Origin of the sequence: Pseudomonas taiwanensis DSM 21245, assembly GCF_000425785.1 — a bacterium.
Lineage (GTDB): Bacteria > Pseudomonadota > Gammaproteobacteria > Pseudomonadales > Pseudomonadaceae > Aquipseudomonas > Aquipseudomonas taiwanensis.
Map to the genome: position 1 here is coordinate 12,759 of NZ_KE384452.1, position 16,584 is coordinate 29,342.

The 16,584-nt window shown below is 64.8% G+C and carries 19 protein-coding genes; 14 read left to right on the top strand and 5 right to left on the bottom strand.

The window, feature by feature from the left end; genetic code table 11:
* Window positions 1–122: 122 nt before the first annotated feature.
* The 8 genes from H620_RS0123430 to H620_RS0123465 are packed head-to-tail and all read left to right on the top strand — an operon-like array spanning window position 123 to window position 6,191.
* Window positions 123–1,322: a PepSY-associated TM helix domain-containing protein gene (locus tag H620_RS0123430; protein WP_023381159.1), complete on the top strand. Its 1,200-nt coding sequence runs from the start codon at window positions 123–125 to the stop codon at window positions 1,320–1,322.
* Complete coding sequence (locus H620_RS0123435) at window positions 1,319–1,858, top strand: hypothetical protein (RefSeq protein WP_027908137.1); 540 nt, start codon at window positions 1,319–1,321, stop codon at window positions 1,856–1,858. Before H620_RS0123430 ends, H620_RS0123435 begins: the two co-directional genes overlap by 4 nt.
* Window positions 1,855–2,175, top strand: coding sequence for a hypothetical protein (locus H620_RS0123440; protein ID WP_023381161.1), 321 nt, complete (start codon window positions 1,855–1,857; stop codon window positions 2,173–2,175). The genes H620_RS0123435 and H620_RS0123440 overlap by 4 nt, the downstream gene beginning before the upstream one ends.
* Window positions 2,176–2,186: 11 nt before the next feature.
* Window positions 2,187–2,756 (top strand): DUF6162 family protein, encoded by a 570-nt coding sequence (locus tag H620_RS0123445; RefSeq protein WP_027908138.1) that lies wholly within the window; start codon window positions 2,187–2,189, stop codon window positions 2,754–2,756.
* 18 nt (window positions 2,757–2,774) lie between these two features.
* Entirely contained in the window at window positions 2,775–3,677 is a 903-nt protein-coding gene (locus H620_RS0123450; protein WP_027908139.1) for a metal ABC transporter substrate-binding protein, read from the top strand.
* Window positions 3,674–4,420, top strand: a complete 747-nt coding sequence (locus tag H620_RS0123455) for a metal ABC transporter ATP-binding protein (RefSeq protein WP_023381164.1) — start codon at window positions 3,674–3,676, stop codon at window positions 4,418–4,420. Before H620_RS0123450 ends, H620_RS0123455 begins: the two co-directional genes overlap by 4 nt.
* Window positions 4,420–5,319: a metal ABC transporter permease gene (locus H620_RS0123460; RefSeq protein WP_023381165.1), complete on the top strand. Its 900-nt coding sequence runs from the start codon at window positions 4,420–4,422 to the stop codon at window positions 5,317–5,319. The genes H620_RS0123455 and H620_RS0123460 overlap by 1 nt, the downstream gene beginning before the upstream one ends.
* A 2-nt stretch (window positions 5,320–5,321) precedes the next feature.
* The gene (locus tag H620_RS0123465) at window positions 5,322–6,191 is read left to right on the top strand and encodes a metal ABC transporter substrate-binding protein (RefSeq protein ID WP_027908140.1); all 870 of its coding nucleotides are present in this window, start codon (window positions 5,322–5,324) and stop codon (window positions 6,189–6,191) included.
* A gap of 81 nt (window positions 6,192–6,272) precedes the next feature.
* On the opposite strand, the gene H620_RS0123470 is transcribed toward H620_RS0123465, so the two are convergent.
* The 5 genes from H620_RS0123470 to H620_RS0123490 form a co-directional block, all read right to left on the bottom strand.
* Window positions 6,273–7,340, bottom strand: coding sequence for a DUF1615 domain-containing protein (locus H620_RS0123470; RefSeq protein ID WP_049818850.1), 1,068 nt, complete (start codon window positions 7,338–7,340; stop codon window positions 6,273–6,275).
* Between the two features lie 11 nt (window positions 7,341–7,351).
* Entirely contained in the window at window positions 7,352–7,903 is a 552-nt protein-coding gene (locus H620_RS0123475; RefSeq protein WP_023381168.1) for a hydrolase, read from the bottom strand.
* A gap of 57 nt (window positions 7,904–7,960) precedes the next feature.
* Complete coding sequence (locus H620_RS0123480; RefSeq protein ID WP_189672951.1) at window positions 7,961–8,671, bottom strand: thioesterase II family protein; 711 nt, start codon at window positions 8,669–8,671, stop codon at window positions 7,961–7,963.
* A gap of 5 nt (window positions 8,672–8,676) precedes the next feature.
* Window positions 8,677–8,898 (bottom strand): MbtH family protein, encoded by a 222-nt coding sequence (locus H620_RS0123485; protein ID WP_003256222.1) that lies wholly within the window; start codon window positions 8,896–8,898, stop codon window positions 8,677–8,679.
* A gap of 172 nt (window positions 8,899–9,070) precedes the next feature.
* Entirely contained in the window at window positions 9,071–9,472 is a 402-nt protein-coding gene (locus H620_RS0123490) for a hypothetical protein (protein WP_027908143.1), read from the bottom strand.
* A gap of 260 nt (window positions 9,473–9,732) precedes the next feature.
* Here H620_RS0123490 and purU point away from each other — a divergent pair, with 260 nt between their 5' ends.
* From purU to H620_RS0123520, 6 genes are read left to right on the top strand one after another with little or no spacing between them, the layout of a single operon-like run.
* Window positions 9,733–10,599, top strand: a complete 867-nt coding sequence (gene purU / locus H620_RS0123495; protein ID WP_027908144.1) for a formyltetrahydrofolate deformylase — start codon at window positions 9,733–9,735, stop codon at window positions 10,597–10,599.
* Window positions 10,596–11,507 carry a bifunctional methylenetetrahydrofolate dehydrogenase/methenyltetrahydrofolate cyclohydrolase FolD gene (folD, locus tag H620_RS0123500; RefSeq protein ID WP_023381172.1) on the top strand — a complete coding sequence of 304 codons (912 nt, stop codon included), beginning with the start codon at window positions 10,596–10,598 and terminating at the stop codon, window positions 11,505–11,507. The genes purU and folD overlap by 4 nt, the downstream gene beginning before the upstream one ends.
* Window positions 11,489–12,730: an FAD-dependent oxidoreductase gene (locus tag H620_RS0123505; RefSeq protein ID WP_023381173.1), complete on the top strand. Its 1,242-nt coding sequence runs from the start codon at window positions 11,489–11,491 to the stop codon at window positions 12,728–12,730. The genes folD and H620_RS0123505 overlap by 19 nt, the downstream gene beginning before the upstream one ends.
* Window positions 12,731–12,741: 11 nt before the next feature.
* Complete coding sequence (locus H620_RS0123510; protein ID WP_023381174.1) at window positions 12,742–13,047, top strand: sarcosine oxidase subunit delta; 306 nt, start codon at window positions 12,742–12,744, stop codon at window positions 13,045–13,047.
* Window positions 13,044–15,947, top strand: a complete 2,904-nt coding sequence (locus tag H620_RS0123515) for a 2Fe-2S iron-sulfur cluster-binding protein (protein ID WP_027908145.1) — start codon at window positions 13,044–13,046, stop codon at window positions 15,945–15,947. The genes H620_RS0123510 and H620_RS0123515 overlap by 4 nt, the downstream gene beginning before the upstream one ends.
* Window positions 15,948–15,950: 3 nt before the next feature.
* A complete protein-coding gene (locus H620_RS0123520; protein ID WP_023381176.1) occupies window positions 15,951–16,556 on the top strand; it encodes an aminomethyltransferase family protein in 606 nt (201 codons plus the stop codon).
* Window positions 16,557–16,584: the final 28 nt, after the last annotated feature.

Here is a 16,584-nt window from a genome sequence, read left to right on the forward strand (position 1 = left end):
CTCGTGTTTTCTGAAACATTTGCTTGCATTTAAATCTTCAGGATTTCGATTCTCATTCGTCCTTATTAATGCAGCCCTTTGGTTGGGCCTGTGCTCGACCCTCCTTTTCAGAAGACCGACCGATGGCCAAATCTCCCAAAAAATCCAAGTCCAGGCTGTGGTTCCTGGTACATAGCTGGCTCGCCCTGCCGATCTGGTTCTTCGTGCTGATCGTCTGCTTTACCGGCATGCTCGCCGTGGTCAGCCAGGAAATCGTCTGGCTGGCCAACCCGGACGTGCGCGCCAGCAAGCCCGATGACGTGACTGAACGCTTGAGCTACCAGCAAGTACTCGACGCCTTGCACAAAGCCGAGCCGGACATGGTGGTGCGCACGTTGCGCCAGCCGGACGGTGCGCACTTCGCACTCAATGCCTCGGTGGTCTTCCCGGACGGCACTAGCCCGACGCTTTACGTGAACCCCTATACCGGCGTGATCCAGGGCAAGAGCCCTGACTTCAATTTCGAGGCGTTCACCCGCGCCTTGCATGGCTGGTGGCTGGTGCCCTTCACCAATGGTTACAGCTGGGGCTGGTACCTGGTGTCGCTGCTGGGCCTGCCGATGCTGGCCTCGTTGGTGACTGGCCTTGTGGTCTACAAGAAGTTCTGGAAAGGCTTCTTCAAACCCATCCGCACCGGTCACGGCTCACGTATTTTCTGGGGTGATCTGCACCGCCTGGCCGGCGTGTGGTCGATCTGGTTCATCGCAGTCATCTCCATCACCGGCACCTGGTTCCTGATCCAGGCCATACTTGCCGACAACCACGTCACCGTATCCACCGAACCGGTGGTGCCGGTCATTTCGCGCGAGGATGTGCCACCCACTCGCGATGGCAGCCCGGCACCGCGCATCGACCTGGACGAAGCGGCGCGCATCGCCGGCCAGGCGATCCCGGGGCTGGATATCGATTTCATTTCACTGCCTGCCACCCACTACAGCCATATCAACCTGGGCGGGCGTGGCTGGTATCCATTGATGTACCAGACCGCGGCCATCAACCCGTACACCCGAAACGTCGACAGCCAGTTCCTGCTGGCCGATCGTTCGGCCCTGGAGTTCGTCACCGAATCCATGCGCCCCTTGCACACCGGCGACTTCGGCGGCCTGCCGATCAAGCTGATCTGGTTCTTCTTCGGCCTGGTTCTCACCCTGATGGTATTCAGCGGCCTGCTGATCTGGACCAAACGCACCGCCCAGGCCACCGCAGCCGCCCTCAAACGCAGCGAGCGCACGCCCCGCCTACACGCTGGCCACAACGACACCACTGCCGAGGTCCATCCATGAGCCAGGTCCATAGGGTGCCCGTCAGCCCGCTGAAGCAGTGGTGGCTGAAGTGGCGCTTTCACCTGAACATCCTTTTGATCCTCGTACCGCTGGGCTTCATGCCCAAGTACTTCGCCGACGCCAAGCTGTTGCGTGGCGATGCCGGCCTCGGCGTCAACCCGATCAGCGCCATCCAGGTCGGCCCCTACACCGTCGACCTGGCCGAGTTGCGCAACGAGGCGCCGCGCGCCGACGGCCCCGCAGGCCACTTCAAGGCGTTCAATGCGGCCTTGTGCAAGGCGTGCATTGGGGACGTCAAGGCCATCTACCTGCGCATTGGCAAACCACGCAACCTGCGCGCCGCCGGCAGCATCTTCTTCGGCGCCCCCTACCGCATGAGTACCAATCTGCCAGTCCCTGCCCGCACCCGCCCCGACGCACGGATCTGGATCACCCTCGAAGGCTGGGACGGCAGCATGCACCAAGGCTCCGTCGCGCTGGCCGACGCATCCCCCGCCACCGTGGCCTGGCTGAAGAAACAAGGAGGCAAACCATGAAACATACGATCCGCAGGCTCGTCCTGCCACTGATGGCCCTTGCCGCCGGGCCAGCCTTGGCGCACAACCCGATGTGCGAATGCGAAGAGGTCGCCGGCGGCCAGATCAAATGCACTGGAGGGTTCTCCGACGGCAGCGGCGCGCCTGGCGTGACGCTGGACGTGATCGGCTACGACGAACAGGTGCTGGTCGGCGGCAAGCTCGCGCAGGACTCGACCTTGACCTTCCAACGCCCCGATGGCGAGTTCTACGTGTTGTTCGACGCCGGTCCCGGCCACGTGGTGGAAATCGACCACGCCGACATCGCCCAGCCATGAGCAAGCCCTGCATGAGTCACGCCCAGGTAGTACGCCCGGCCGGTGCCGGGTACGAAACGCTCTACGTTCTGCTCGCCAGCCTGCTGATCGTGCTGCTGGCCTCCACGGTGGTGCTGATGCGCGGTGAGCGCGAGGACGAACAGGCCATCGCCCGCCATCAGATAGATGCCCGGCGTGACCTCACTGCCGCCGAACAGGGCATCTACACCGACCTGCGGGTGGCCTTCGACGAGATCCAACTGCTGCGCGAAGAAAACGCCGTTGCCCCGAGCGTCGACGACCTGGTCGAAGAGGGCCTACCGCCCTTCGTCGTCGATGCCGGCAGCCAAAGCCGTGGCCGCCATCACTGGCAATGGCTGCAAAGCGGCGCCTACCTGGGGCGCAGCAAAGCCCCGGAAATCGCCGGCAGCTTCCTGTTGATCCTGCCTGGCGACGCCGCCGGGCCGTCCGATGTCTGGCTACGCCGCGACAGCACTGCCCTGCTCCCGGACGACCTGGGCCAGGCGGCCTTGATCGCTGCCGGCTGGCAGCAGGTGGTTAGCCACTACGACGCCGGGGTCACCCGCGAACACCGTCACTGAACCCAAGGAATCTCCCCCATGCTCCGCTCCGTCCTTGCGCTGCTCCTGGCCTGCGCCCTGCCAGCCCTGGCCCTGGCCGACAACGCCAAGCCGCTGCGCATTGGCATCACCCTGCACCCCTACTACAGCTACGTCAGCAACATCGTGGGCGACAAAGCCGAGGTGGTACCGCTGATTCCGGCGGGCTTCAACCCGCACGCCTACGAGCCACGAGCCGAGGACATCAAGCGCATCGGCACGCTGGACGTGGTGGTGCTCAACGGCGTGGGCCACGACGACTTCGCCGACCGCATGATCGCCGCCAGTGAAAAACCGGGCATCGCCACCATCGAAGCCAACCAGAACGTTCCGCTGCTGGCTGCCACCGGCATCGCTGCTCGCGGCGCGGGCAAGGTGGTCAATCCGCACACCTTCCTGTCCATCAGCACCACCATCGCCCAGGTCAACAACATTGCCCGCGAACTGGGCAAGCTCGACCCAGACAATGCCAAGTTCTATACCCAGAACGCCCGCGCCTACGCCAAGCGTTTGCGCGCCCTGCGTGCCGAGGCTCTGGCACAGGTCACCGAGGCGCCCTCGGCGACCTTGCGCGTCGCCACCATCCACGCGGCCTACGACTACCTGGTGCGCGACTTCGGCCTGGAAGTGACCGCCGTGGTCGAGCCGGCCCACGGCATCGAGCCGAGCCCCGCACAACTGAAGAAGACCATCGACCAGCTCAAGGCCCTGGACGTGAAGGTGATTTTCTCGGAGATGGATTTCCCTTCTGCCTACGTCGAAACCATCCAGCGTGAATCGGGCGTTCGACTGTACCCGCTGACGCACATCTCCTACGGCGAGTACACCAAGGACAAATACGAGGTGGAAATGAAGCGCAACCTCGACACAGTGGTGCGGGCCATCCAGGAGAACCGCGCATGACCGCCGCCGCCACGCGCATGCCCGCCCGCGGGCCGCGCATCGAGTTCGTCGGCATCGACCTGACCCTGGGCCGTACGCGCATCCTCGAACAGGTCGCCTTCAGCGTCGCCGCTGGCAGCGTGCATGCCATCGTCGGCCCCAATGGCGGCGGCAAGAGCTCGCTGATCAAGACCTTGCTGGGGCAGATGCCGCACCAGGGCCAGTTGACCCTTCACTGGCCGACACAAGCCAACGTGATCGGCTACGTGCCCCAGGCGCTGGAGTTCGACCGAGGCCTGCCAATGACCGTGGACGACTTCATGGCCGCCATGTGCCAAAGGCGCCCCGCGTTCCTGGGCCTTTCGCGGCGTATCCAGCCGGCCATCGACGCAGCGCTGGCACAAGTCGGCATGCTCGACAAACGCAAGCGTCGCATGGGCGCATTGTCCGGTGGCGAGCGCCAGCGGGTGCTGCTGGCCCAGGGCCTGATCCCCGAACCCCAGTTGCTGGTCCTGGACGAGCCGATGTCGGCCCTCGACGAAGCGGGCATCCAGGTGTTCGAAGCGCTGCTACAGGGCTGGCGCCAATCCGGTACCACCGTGCTGTGGATCGAGCACGATCTGCAGGCCGTGCTGCGCCTGGCCGACCGGGTCACCGGCCTGAGCCGCCAGGTGCTGTTCGACGCCGCGCCCGCCCAGGCCCTGACCCCCGAGCGTCTTCTCAACCTGTTCTCCGTTCACCCGCGCAGCGAGAGCCTCGCCTGATGAGTTATGAAGCCTTCCGTCAACTGGTCCAGGACTGGGCCAGCGCCGGCTACCTGCCCGAGGCCCTGGCCTATGGGTTCGTGATCAATGCGTTACTGGCCGGTCTGATGATAGGCCCGGTGCTCGGCGGCCTGGGCACGCTGGTCGTGGTCAAGCGCTTCGCGTTCTTCTCCGAGGCTGTGGGCCACGCCGCGCTCACGGGCGTAGCCATTGGCATCCTGCTCGGCGAACCCTATACCGGCCCCTATGGCAGTCTGTTCGGCTACTGCCTGCTGTTCGGCATCCTGCTGAACTACCTGCGCAACCGCACCGGACTGTCGCCGGACACACTGATCGGGGTGTTCCTCTCGGTGTCCCTGGCCCTAGGCGCGAGCCTGCTGCTGATGCTGGCCGGCAAGATCAACGTGCACATCCTCGAGAACGTGCTGTTCGGCTCGGTGCTGACGGTCAGCGCCCACGACCTGCTGGTGCTGGGCATCGTCGCGGTGCTAGTGCTGAGCCTGGCCCTACCGCTTTACAACCGCATCATGCTGGCCAGCTTCAATCCGCAACTGGCCGCGGTGCGCGGGGTGGCGGTGAAGACCCTGGACTACCTGTTCGTGGTCCTGGTGACCTTGGTCACCGTGGCCTCGGTGAAAGTGATCGGGGCGATTCTGGTCGGTGCCCTGCTGGTGATTCCGGCCGCCGCCGCACGCCTGGTCAGCCAGTCGCTGAAAGGCTTTTTCTTCCTCTCGGTGCTGATCGCCACACTGAGCACCCTGCTCGGCATCCTGTTGCCGATCGTACTCGACCTGCCGGTGCCGTCGGGTGCCGCGATCATTCTGGTCGCCGGCCTGTGCTTCGCCCTCGCCGCGCTGGCCCGCGCCCTCGTCCCACGCCTGCAAGGAAACCCGGCATGAATCTGAATATCAAGCAGCTGACCCTGGCCATCGCCCTGGTGGGCCTGCCTTCGCTGAGCTTTGCCACCCAGGTGCTCACCACCTTGCCCGTGACCCACAGCCTGGCCGCTGCTCTGCTTGACGGCACCTCGGTGCAGCTCAAGCGCGCGGCTCCAGCCAACCTGCCGGCAAGCCGCCAGCCGTCGTACTTCAGTGGTCGTGGCGGTGCCGGCCTGCAGAAGGCCGCGCAACAGGCCGATGCGGTGATTGGCGTGCGCTCGATCTGGCGGGACGACCCGCTCTACCCAATGGCGCGGCGCAGCAATATCCGCATCGTCGAGATCGATGCCGCACGGCCAGTGGATGGCGCATTGCCGGGCATTGCCGTAACCGGCGATGAGGCCTATGCCGCTTATCCCTGGCTCAGCCCGACGAATCTTGGGCGCATGGCCGATGTGGTGGCCAATGACCTTGAGCGGCTCTCACCGGCTGACAAGGCGAAGATCCAAGGCAACCTCACCGCTCTCAAGCGCCAGTTGCTGGAGCTGACCGCCAGCAGCCAGACACGCCTGGCCGAAGTCGACAACTTGACCGTGGTCAGCTTGTCGGATCGCCTGGGTTATCTGGCCAGCGGGCTGAACCTGGACGTGGCGCAGCAGGCGCTGCCGCCCGAGGACAAGTGGGATGAGGCCACGCTCAAGGCGCTGGGTGAGAACCTCAAGACCCAGGATGTGGCTTTGGTGCTGCACCACCGCCAGCCGGAGGCTGCGGTAGCCGAGGTGATCAAGGCATCCGGGGCCAGGTTGCTGGTGGTCGACAGCGACCCGGAGGATGCCCTGGCGGGGTTGAAGGCCAGTGTCGAGCAAGTGGTGGATGCCTTGGGTCAGGGTTGAGGTTCGCTTCACCGGCCTGTTCGCCGGTACACCCGCCCCCGGGGTCGGCGCCACGGCCAGACTTTGGGGAGCGGGTTTGCCCTACCGCTTCATGCAGCGCTGGTAACGCTCATCCACACGACCTGCGAACCACGCCGTGGTCAACTTGCGGGTAATCTTCGGGCTCTTGAGCTCGATTCCCGGCAATACTGCACGCGGCACCGGCTTGCCGGCCGCCGCATCGGCCAGGGCGAACACGCCGCGGTACAACCGGGTGTCCTCGAAGGCCAGGCTGTCACCCTGCTCCAGTTCGCTGCGAATCTGCGGGTTGCGCAAGCCAAGCTTCGCCCCCAGTTTGCGCGCCGCCTGCTCGGTGGTTCCGGGCATGATCGCCCCTGGCGCCACCAGGTCGCCATCCAGCGCCAACTTCACCCCGGTTGCCCGGCTCAACGCTGCCTGGAAAGCGGCATTGCGGCTGGCGTACCAACCCGCATTGAAATCGGCGAAGCGGTACAACGGCCGCTCGTAGTTCGCTGGGTAGCCCAGCAGGTGGGTGATGCCGAAGTACAAACCGCCACGGCGGGTGAATACCTCCTGCCGGATCGTGCCTTCATAGCGGTAGGGGTAACCCTTGGCGTGCTGCTCGGCAAAGTCGATGCTCACTTGCATCGGCCCACCGGTATGCACCGGGTTCAGCCCGCCCAGCAGAGTCTTGCCCAAGGGCAGGCCGGCAATGAAATCATCGTACAGCGTGCTCAACTGTTTCTCGCTGCGTACCGCCAGCAGCCTCTGCTGATAGGTCTTGCCACTGCCGGAACTGGTATTCAGGGCACCGTCGACCAGCAGCTTGGGGATATGCAGACGCGCCGCGCGCCGGTCGATTTCTGCTCGGGCGATGCGCCCGAGGTTCGGCACCTGTGGGTCGGCATTGAAGGTCGACTCCTGCTCGGTGACGGCCAATACCGCGCACAGGTTGCTTTTGCTTGGGGCAATGCCCTGGGCTTCGAAGGCCACTTGGATATCCTGGGCCCACCCTTGCCGGTCCTTGGCTTGCGCCGGCAGCAGTCGCATCAACTGTGCTCGCACTTTGGTGGGGTCGGTTTCCACTGCTTCTTCGCGGCGCCCGGCGCAACCTTGCAGCAGGGCCAGCGCCACCAGCCCTGCCGCCATCAGCCGCGCGTTCAGGGCTGCTCACCGACCAGGTAGGTCTTGCTGATATGGCGAAACAAGGGATGGCTGGCGCTGCCCATCAGTTCGAACAGCACCATCTCACGGGTCACCACCTGCGCCCCGGCATCACGCATGCGCGCCAGGCCCGCGGCCTTGCTGGCCGGGGTACGGCTGTCGCAGGCATCCTCGACCACGAACACGTGCTTGCCCAGCGACAACAGGCCCAGCACGGTCTGTAGCACGCAGACATGGGTTTCCATACCACAGACGATCACTTGCTCGCGGCGCAGCAGGCTTTCCGGCAGGCACTCGGCAGCCACACAGGAAAAATGCGTTTTCTCCACCACCTGGGCTGCCGGTGCGGCAGTGGTGAGCGCTGCCAGGGTGTGCCCCAGGCCTTTGGGGTACTGCTCGGACATCACGATTGGCAATTGCAGCTCGGCGCTGGCCGCCACCAGCCAGCGCGCACGCGCTCGGGTGCCCTCGGGGTCGCTCATGGCGCCTATGAGCTTTTCCTGGATATCGACGACCAGCAGCGTGGCCTGGCGAGGGTTGATCAGCATTGTCGGCCTCTTGCCTGGGGAAAACCCTAGCCTCCCCCAGGCAAGCGATGACGTCAATCAGGCAGAACGCCGGTACGGCTCCAGCGACGCGGCCACCACACCGAGCACGCGGTGCTCGTGCTCATGGATGAAGAAGTGGCCGCCGGGGAACATTTGCAGCGAAAATTCCCCCGAGGTTTCACGGCGCCAGGCCATGAGTTGCTCTTGCGTGGCCCGGTCGGCCTCACCGCCGAGGACGTGCAGCGGACATTGCAGCAGCGACCGCTGACGATAGGCATAACGGCCGCACAGCAGGAAATCATGGCGCAGGATGGGCAAGGTCAGGCTCATTAGCTCGGCGTTGGCCAGCACCTCCTGTGGAGTACCGTCGAGCGCACGCAGCTCGTTGATCAGCTCGGCGTCGGTCTTGGGTTCGGACCAGTGCTTGCCATCGTAGTCTTCGCGACGGGTCGGTGCCGCGGTACCGCAGGCGAACAACGCGCGTGGCGCCGGGCAGCCCAGCGCTTGCAGTTCATGGGCCAGCTCGAACGCCAGCAGCGCGCCCAGGCTGTGCCCCAGCAATGCATAGGGCGCGCTGGCGGCCGTGCGCTGCTCGGCCGCCAGTTGCCGGGCCAGCGCCTGCATGTCGGTCTGCAGTGGTTCACTCAGGCGCGCGCCACGGCCCGGCAGCTCCACCGGGCGCAGCTCAAGCCAAGCCGGCAACGTGCGCCGCCAGCGGCTGTAGACCATGGCACTGGCGCCGGAGTAAGGCAGGCACAGCAGCTTCATCCCGCTCACTGCGCCGCGGCTTCAGCCATCTTCTGACGTAGGCTCAGAGGGCGCATGTCGGTCCAGACCTCGTCGATGTAGGCCAGGCAGTCCTTCTTCAGGCCGCTCTTGCCCACGGCGCGCCAGCCGTTGGGGATGGCCTTGTAGTCGGGCCAGATGGAGTATTGCTCTTCGTGGTTGACCACTACCTGGAACTGAATATCGTCGCGGTCGAAAACGGAAGTCATTGCCTGTCTCCTTGAGTGATGAATGCCGATACGCACTTGGCGTGGGGCGGCTCTCAGGTAGACGTTGGAGCCGTTGGGAAAATTAGTCTGGGTGAGGCTGGAGCAGGCTGGCGGGAGTCCGCTGTTGGGCGGCACTCGATCTCGACAGCGCCGTGCGGCTCAAGACGACCCCTCAAGCGTCCCGCAACAGATCATGCGCATCCAGCAACCGGAACGCGACCTGCGGGTTACGCTCCAACCCCCGCCGAATCGCAGCCGGAATCGACTGTCGGGTCTTGCGGCACAACCCCACCTGCTCGTCCAGTTCGATGACGATACCGCGCATGGTGCGCACTTCGTTGAACCCAGGGGCGATGTGCACGCGAATGCCGAGGTTTTCGTACATGCGCTGCTGCAGGCGTTGCAGATCCTCCAGGTCCTTGAGGTTTTCCAGGCGCTCGAGCAGGCGTTTTTCTTCCTGGCGAGTGAGCAGCAGGATTCGCTGGGCGGCCTGGGGGTGATCGGCCAGTTGTTCGCGGCCACACACACAGGCGCCGGGGGGGCACGGTTGGCGTAATGGAGGGGTGTTGGTCATGGGGCAAGCATAGCCAGTTTTTGGTGTCGGCTGCACTGGCGATGTCGCCGGCCAGCCGGCGCCTGCCAGGGGCCACCTCGATCACCAGAATTTCCCCTCAGGATAAAAAATTTCACAAACCTCTGGACCACCACCCACCTCTTCGCCTATAAATCGCCAAAAGGAAATTTATATTCCTGATAAGAAACACCGCTTCGCCAGCCGCGAGGCCATTTCGCCCTTGTGCCCGACCTGCCCCACCCCACCACGAGGACCTCGACATGCACCCCGCTCCCGACCATTTCATCCTGCGCGTCAGCTGTCCGGCCGTGTCCGGCATCGTCGCGGCGGTGACCACCTACCTGGCCGAGCACGGTTGCTACATCAGCGAGATGGCGCAGTTCGACGACGAAGACAATGGCCGCTTCTTCATGCGCGCCGTGTTCCGTTACAACACCGGTATCACTGGTGACACGCCGCAGCTGGAAGCGGGCTTCGCCGACGTGGCCCAGCGCTTCGCCATGGACTGGAGCCTGCACAGCAGCGCCCGCCCGATGCGCGTGCTGCTGATGGTGAGCAAGTTCGACCATTGCCTGAGCGACCTGCTCTACCGCCACGCCAAAGGTGAACTGGAGATGCAGATCACCGCCGTGGTTTCCAACCACCTGGACCTGCGGCCCATGGCCGAGCGCCAGGGCATCCGCTTCGTCTACCTGCCGGTAACCAAGGAAACCAAGGCCGAGCAGGAAGCGGCGCTGATGCGCATCGTCGAGGACACCGATACTGAGCTGGTGGTGCTGGCGCGCTACATGCAAATCCTCTCCGACGACCTGTGCCGTCAACTCTCGGGCCGGGCCATCAACATCCACCACTCGTTCCTGCCGGGTTTCAAGGGCGCCAAGCCCTATCACCAGGCCTACCAACGCGGGGTCAAGCTGATCGGCGCCACTGCCCATTACGTCACCAGCGACCTGGACGAAGGCCCGATCATCGAGCAGGAAGTGCAACGTGTGGACCACGCCTACGCGCCTGACGATCTGGTCGCCATCGGCCGCGATACCGAAACCATCGCCCTGTCCCGCGCGGTGAAGTACCACCTCGAACACCGCGTGTTCCTCAACCACGACCGCACGGTGATCTTCAAATGAATGCCATCCCCAGCGTCAAGCTGATCGACGGCAAGGCCACGGCGGCGCGGGTGCTGGCCGAGGTGCGCGAGCAGGTCGACACCCTGCGCCAGGGCGGCGTGCAACCGGGCCTGGCAGTGGTGCTGGTGGGCATGGACGCGGCTAGCCAGGTGTATGTGCGCAACAAGGTGCTGCGCGCCGAGGAGGTGGGTATTCGCTCGCTGGAGCACCGTCTGCCAGGCGACACCACCGAGCACGAGCTACTGACCCTGATCGACCGGCTCAATCGCGATACGGCGATAAATGGCATTCTCGTGCAGTTGCCCTTGCCCGCGCATATCGATGAACACCGCGTCTTGCAGGCCATCAGTCCGCTTAAGGACGTGGACGGTTTTCACAGTGAAAACGTCGGCGGCCTGGCCCAGGGTCGCGATGTACTCACCCCTTGCACGCCCAGTGGCTGCATGCGCCTACTGCGTGATGCCTGTGGCCCATTGCGGGGCAAGCACGCGGTGGTGGTCGGCCGCTCCAACATTGTCGGCAAGCCCATGGCCGCCCTGTTGTTGCAGGCCGACTGCACGGTGACAGTGGTGCATTCGCGCAGCCGTGACTTACCGGCACTGTGCCGCGAAGCGGACATCCTGGTCGCCGCGGTCGGCAAGCCTCGGCTGATCGGCGCCGACTGGCTCAAGCCGGGGGCAGTGGTCATCGATGTGGGTATCAACCGCATCGAAGAGAACGGCCGCAGCCGCTTGGTGGGCGATGTCGACTTCGACGCGGCCCTGCCCCAGGCCGCCGCCATCACCCCGGTTCCCGGAGGCGTCGGGCCCATGACCATCGCCTACCTGATGAAAAATACCCTGCTCGCCCTCGACCTGCAGCAACAGGCCGCCCAACAGGAGCGCACCCCATGCCCTTCGCCCTGCTGAAATACGGCCTGAGCGCCGACTACCCGGTGGAGGTCGACCTGCCGCCACCTTGCGAACTCAAGCCACGTTACGACGTGGTGATCATCGGCGGCGGCGGTCACGGCCTGGCCATTGCCTACTACCTGGCCAGATACCATGGCGTGACCAATGTCGCAGTGCTGGAAAAAGCCTATCTGGGCGGTGGCAATACCGCGCGCAACACCGCGGTGATCCGCTCCAATTACCTCACCAGCGAAGGCGTGCGCTTCTACGCCGAATCGGTGCGGATGTTCCAGCACCTGTCGAACGAATTCGACTTCAACATCATGTATTCCGAGCGTGGCCAGCTCACCCTGGCGCACACCGATGCCACCGTGCGCGCCTTCCGCCAACGGGCCGAGGTCAACAAACACTTCGGCGGGCGTACCGAAATGATCGACCGCCAGCAGATCCGCGAACTGGTACCGACCCTGAATCTCGACCCCGGCCACTTGCCGGTGCTGGCCGGGCTCTGGCACATCGACGGCGCCACCGCGCGCCATGACGCGGTGGCCTGGGGTTACGCCAAGCAAGCGGCCAAACGCGGCGTGGAAATCCATCAGTTGACCGAAGTGCAGGACCTGGTGATTCGCAATGGCCGGATCGAAGCGGTCAAGACCAACCGTGGCACCGTCCAGTGCGGCTGCGTGGTGCAGGCGGTGGCTGGCGCCAGCTCGCTGTTGATGGCCAAGGCGGGCATTCGCGCGCCGATCCACACCTACCCGCTGCAGGCGATGGTTACCCAGCCGTTCAAACCGTTCCTCGATCCGCTGGTCAGCTCGTCCGCCCTGCACTGCTATGTGCAACAGACCAGCCGTGGCGAGATCGTCTTCGGTGGCGGCTCCGATCCCTACCCGCTGTACAACACCCGCTCGACCCTGGACCTCAAGGAAAGCCTGCTGGCCCACGCCATCGAAATGTTCCCGTTCATGGCCAACGCCAAGCTGATGCGCCAATGGGCCGGTATGACCGACATGACCCCGGATTACAGTCCGATCATGGGCCTGTCGCCGGTCGAGAACTACTACCTGGATGCTGGCTGGGGCACCTGGGGCTTCAAGTCCACGCCCATCTGCGGCAAGACCATGGCCGAACTGGTCGCCAGCGGCGGCAAGGTGCCCGAACTGATCGCCCCTTTCGCCCTGGAGCGCTTCAGCCGCTTCCAGCAAGTCAATGAAATGGGCGCCACGGCGGCCAGCCACTAGAGGAACGCACGATGAAGATCCTGACCTGCCCCTTGAACGGCCCGCGCAACATCAGCGAATTCACCTACGGCGGCGAGTTCAAGCAGATGCCCGACCCAAGTCGCTGCAGCGACGCGGAGTGGGCCGACTACGTGTTCAACAGCGACAACCTTGCCGGGGTGGTCGTCGAATGGTGGCTGCACAACGCCTCCAGCTACTGGTTCCTGGCCGAACGTCACACCGTGAGCGACCAGGTACTGCGCACCTTCGATCCAAAGGACGTATTCGTCCGCCGCATCGACTTTGCCCCCACCGCCACGCCGGAGACCGCAGGATGAACAGCCTCACTCGCCTCCCCGCGCCCATGGGCCTGCTGATCGACCGCGACCGGCCCCTGCGCTTTACCTTCGACGGCCAGAGCTACCCTGGCTTTGCCGGCGACAGCATCGCCAGCGCCTTGCTCGGCAACGGTCGCTGGCTGCTGTCGCGCTCGTTCAAGTACCACCGCCCACGCGGCCCCTTGAGCCTGGCCGGGCAGGACGCCAATACCCTGGTGCAATTGCCCGACGAACCCAATGTGCTGGCCGACATGCAGGCCGCACAGGATGGCCAGGTGGTCGAAGGCCAGAACTTCAACGGCAGCCTGGACAACGACCGCGATGCCTACCTGGGCACATTCTCGCGCTTCATGCCGGTGGGCTTCTACTACCGTGCGTTCTACAAACCCAAGGGTATGTGGAAGGTCTGGGAGCCTCTGATCCGCAAGAAGGCCGGACTCGGCGTGCTCGACCTGAGCTTCAGGCCGCAGTACTACGACAAAGCGTATCTGTTCGTTGACATCGCCATCATCGGGGGCGGTCCAGCCGGCTTGCGCGCGGCCCTGGATGCCGCCAACGGCGGGGCCAAGGTGCTGTTGATCGAGCAGCAGCCGGTGCTGGGTGGTTCGCTCACCTATGCCCGTTTCGACATCGCCGGCACCCGTGCCACCAGGCTGCGCCAGGAACTGCTGGCGGCGGTCGAAGGCCACCCGAACATCCAGGTATTGCTGGAGGCCACCTGCAACGGTTGGTTCACCGACAACTACCTGCCGGTGATCCAACACAAACGCATGTACAAGGTACGCGCTACTCGCTGCCTGGTGGCGGCCGGCTCGTTCGACCAGCCGGTTGTGTTTCGCAACAATGACCTGCCCGGTGTGATGCTGACCAGCGCGGCCCAGCGACTGATGAAGCTGTATGCGGTCAAGCCGGGCCAGCGTGCGGTGATCCTCACCGGGCATGACGATGGCTACCTGGCCGCGCTCGACCTGCAAGAGCAAGGCGTGGCCGTGGCGGCGGTGGTAGACATGCGCGCCGCTCCCGCCGATGCCACGCTGGCGGCCGAGCTCAAGCGCCGCGACATTGCCCTGCACCTTGGCAGTACCGTCTACGAGGCCCTGCACGAAGCCGGCATGCGCCATGTCAGCGGCGTGGACATTCGCCCCATCACCGGTCAAGGGAAGGTGAGCGAGCATGGCCTGCGCCTGGCGTGCGACCTGCTGTGCATGTCGGCAGGCTACATGCCGGTGTACCCGTTGCTATGCCAGGCCGGCGGCAAGCTGGCCTACGACGTAGGTCGCGACGAGTTCGCCATCAGCGGCCTGCCCGCTGGGCTTGATCTCGCAGGCTCGGTGAACGGCCGCCACCAACTGGACAACGTGCTAACCGACGCCTCGCGCGGCGCCGCCGAAGCACTGACCGCACTGGACCTGCCGCCCCCGGTGCTGCCGGCCTTCGTCGCCGAAGCCAAGGTCAACTTCCCCTGGCCGATCTTCCCGCACCCCAAAGGCAAGGATTTCGTCGATTTCGACGAAGACCTGCAAGTGCGTGACATCGTCAACGCCACCCGCAGCGGCTACCGTGATGTACAGCTGGTCAAGCGCTTCTCAACGGTGGGCATGGGCCCGTCCCAAGGCCGCCACTCGGCACTGCCCACCGCTCGCCTGGTGGCCCAGGCTACTGGGCGCAGCATCAGCGAAACCGGTGTGACCACCGCTCGCCCACCATTCCAGGCCGAGAAACTGGCGCACGTCGCGGGCCGTGCGTTCGACCCCTATCGCCAGACACCCATGCACCGCCGTCACCTGGAAGCCGGGGCGAAGATGATGCCTGCTGGCATCTGGCAGCGCCCCGCTTACTACGGCACGCCGGACCAGCGGGAGCGCTGCATGCAAGAAGAAGCCCGCCACGTGCGCGAGCAGGTCGGCCTGATCGACGTTTCCACCCTTGGCGGCCTGGATGTGCGCGGCCCGGATGCCGCCGAACTGCTCGAACGGCTCTACACCTTCGGCTTCGCCAAGCTTCCGGTCGGGCGCACCCGATATGCTCTGATGACCAACGAGCACGGCGTGGTGATCGACGATGGCGTCTGCGCACGCCTGGCCGACCAGCACTTCTACGTCACCGCCACCACCAGCGGCGTGGACCGCATCTACCAACAGATGCTCAAGTGGAACGCGCAATGGCGCCTGGACGTGGACATCACCAACGTCACCGCCGCGCTGGCTGCGGTGAACCTGGCCGGGCCACTGTCGCGACAGGTGCTGGCCAAGGTGTGCAACGATGTCGAACTGTCGGCCGAGGCCTTTGCTTACCTGGGCGTACGCGTGGGCACGGTGGCCGGCATCCCGGCGCGTATCCTGCGGGTCGGCTTCGTCGGCGAGCTGGGCTATGAAGTGCACGTGCCTGCGCGCCATGCTGAACGCCTGTGGGATGCGCTGATGCAGGCCGGTGCGGGGCTTGGCATCCGCCCGTTCGGTGTCGAGACCCAACGCCTGCTGCGCCTTGAGAAGGGCCATGTGATCATCAGCCAGGACACCGACGGCATGACCCACCCGGCCGAGATCGACATGCAGTGGGCGATCGGCCGCAAGAAGCCGTTCTTCGTTGGCAAACGCTCGATCGAGATCCTCGAAGGGCAGCCGCTCAAGCGCAAACTGGTCGGTTTCACCCTACCCAAAGGCAGCCCACAACCGCTGGAGGGGCATCTGGTGCTGGACGGCCAGGACATCAGCGGCAACGTCACCTCCTGCGAGTACTCCCAGACCCTGGGACAGATCATCGGCCTGGCCTACGCCGGGGCGCACCAGGCCACCCCCGGTATGCACATCCCGATCCGCGTGGAGGGCGGCGTGATGGTCAACGCCCTGGTGGTGCAACTGCCCTTCTTCGACCCCGACAACCAGCGCCAGGAGCTCTGATTCATGTCCAGCCTCAATGCCGAAGCTTTGATCGAACGCAGTCCGCAGGCCGGGCTGCTCAATACCTGCGCGCTGACCAACCTGACTGACCTGCCGCGCGTGGGCTTTCGCGGCAGCGACAGCGCAGCCTACCTGCAGGCGCGGGGCTATCGCCTCCCCGAGCGGCCCAACCAGGCGCTGCGCCAGGATGACGGAGGGTGGGTAGCTCGGTTGTCACAAAGCGAATACCTGCTGCTCGGCAGCCTTGCCGACGAAGGCGAGCGGGTCGCCGCCGAGGAGGCCAACTGGGCACAGGACGCCCGACGCAATTACCTGCTGCCGCGTCAAGACAGCCATGCCTGGCTGCAACTGTCAGGGCACCGAGGGAGCGCGGTGATGGCCAAGCTGTGTGGCGTCGACCTGAGACCGGAGACGTTTCCCGTCGGGGCGGTGGCCCAGACATCGGCGGCGCGGATCAATGTGATCGTGATCAATGTTGGGAGCGCGACGTTGCCGGCTATGCACATCCTGTTCGACCGGGCATCGCTGGCTTACTTTAGCGGTGCCATGCTCGATGCCATGGATGAATTCGACGGCGCGATGGTGGCGCTGGGCGCGTTGCTGGATTGACCTCCCGGCAGCCCTCCCTGTGGGAGCG

What these genes read in the sequence shown, in the direction of transcription:
- H620_RS0123455 (WP_023381164.1), top strand. Translation starts at nt 3,674, where the DNA reads ATGACCGCCGCCGCCACGCGCATGCCCGCCCGCGGGCCGCGCATCGAG.
- H620_RS0123445 (WP_027908138.1), top strand. Translation starts at nt 2,187, where the DNA reads ATGAGTCACGCCCAGGTAGTACGCCCGGCCGGTGCCGGGTACGAAACG.
- H620_RS0123485 (WP_003256222.1), bottom strand. Translation starts at nt 8,898, where the DNA reads ATGACTTCCGTTTTCGACCGCGACGATATTCAGTTCCAGGTAGTGGTC.
- H620_RS0123490 (WP_027908143.1), bottom strand. Translation starts at nt 9,472, where the DNA reads ATGACCAACACCCCTCCATTACGCCAACCGTGCCCCCCCGGCGCCTGT.
- H620_RS0123450 (WP_027908139.1), top strand. Translation starts at nt 2,775, where the DNA reads ATGCTCCGCTCCGTCCTTGCGCTGCTCCTGGCCTGCGCCCTGCCAGCC.
- H620_RS0123505 (WP_023381173.1), top strand. Translation starts at nt 11,489, where the DNA reads ATGCCCTTCGCCCTGCTGAAATACGGCCTGAGCGCCGACTACCCGGTG.
- folD (WP_023381172.1), top strand. Translation starts at nt 10,596, where the DNA reads ATGAATGCCATCCCCAGCGTCAAGCTGATCGACGGCAAGGCCACGGCG.
- H620_RS0123435 (WP_027908137.1), top strand. Translation starts at nt 1,319, where the DNA reads ATGAGCCAGGTCCATAGGGTGCCCGTCAGCCCGCTGAAGCAGTGGTGG.
- H620_RS0123460 (WP_023381165.1), top strand. Translation starts at nt 4,420, where the DNA reads ATGAGTTATGAAGCCTTCCGTCAACTGGTCCAGGACTGGGCCAGCGCC.
- H620_RS0123515 (WP_027908145.1), top strand. Translation starts at nt 13,044, where the DNA reads ATGAACAGCCTCACTCGCCTCCCCGCGCCCATGGGCCTGCTGATCGAC.
- H620_RS0123480 (WP_189672951.1), bottom strand. Translation starts at nt 8,671, where the DNA reads ATGAAGCTGCTGTGCCTGCCTTACTCCGGCGCCAGTGCCATGGTCTAC.
- H620_RS0123470 (WP_049818850.1), bottom strand. Translation starts at nt 7,340, where the DNA reads ATGGCGGCAGGGCTGGTGGCGCTGGCCCTGCTGCAAGGTTGCGCCGGG.
- H620_RS0123510 (WP_023381174.1), top strand. Translation starts at nt 12,742, where the DNA reads ATGAAGATCCTGACCTGCCCCTTGAACGGCCCGCGCAACATCAGCGAA.
- purU (WP_027908144.1), top strand. Translation starts at nt 9,733, where the DNA reads ATGCACCCCGCTCCCGACCATTTCATCCTGCGCGTCAGCTGTCCGGCC.
- H620_RS0123475 (WP_023381168.1), bottom strand. Translation starts at nt 7,903, where the DNA reads ATGCTGATCAACCCTCGCCAGGCCACGCTGCTGGTCGTCGATATCCAG.
- H620_RS0123430 (WP_023381159.1), top strand. Translation starts at nt 123, where the DNA reads ATGGCCAAATCTCCCAAAAAATCCAAGTCCAGGCTGTGGTTCCTGGTA.
- H620_RS0123520 (WP_023381176.1), top strand. Translation starts at nt 15,951, where the DNA reads ATGTCCAGCCTCAATGCCGAAGCTTTGATCGAACGCAGTCCGCAGGCC.
- H620_RS0123440 (WP_023381161.1), top strand. Translation starts at nt 1,855, where the DNA reads ATGAAACATACGATCCGCAGGCTCGTCCTGCCACTGATGGCCCTTGCC.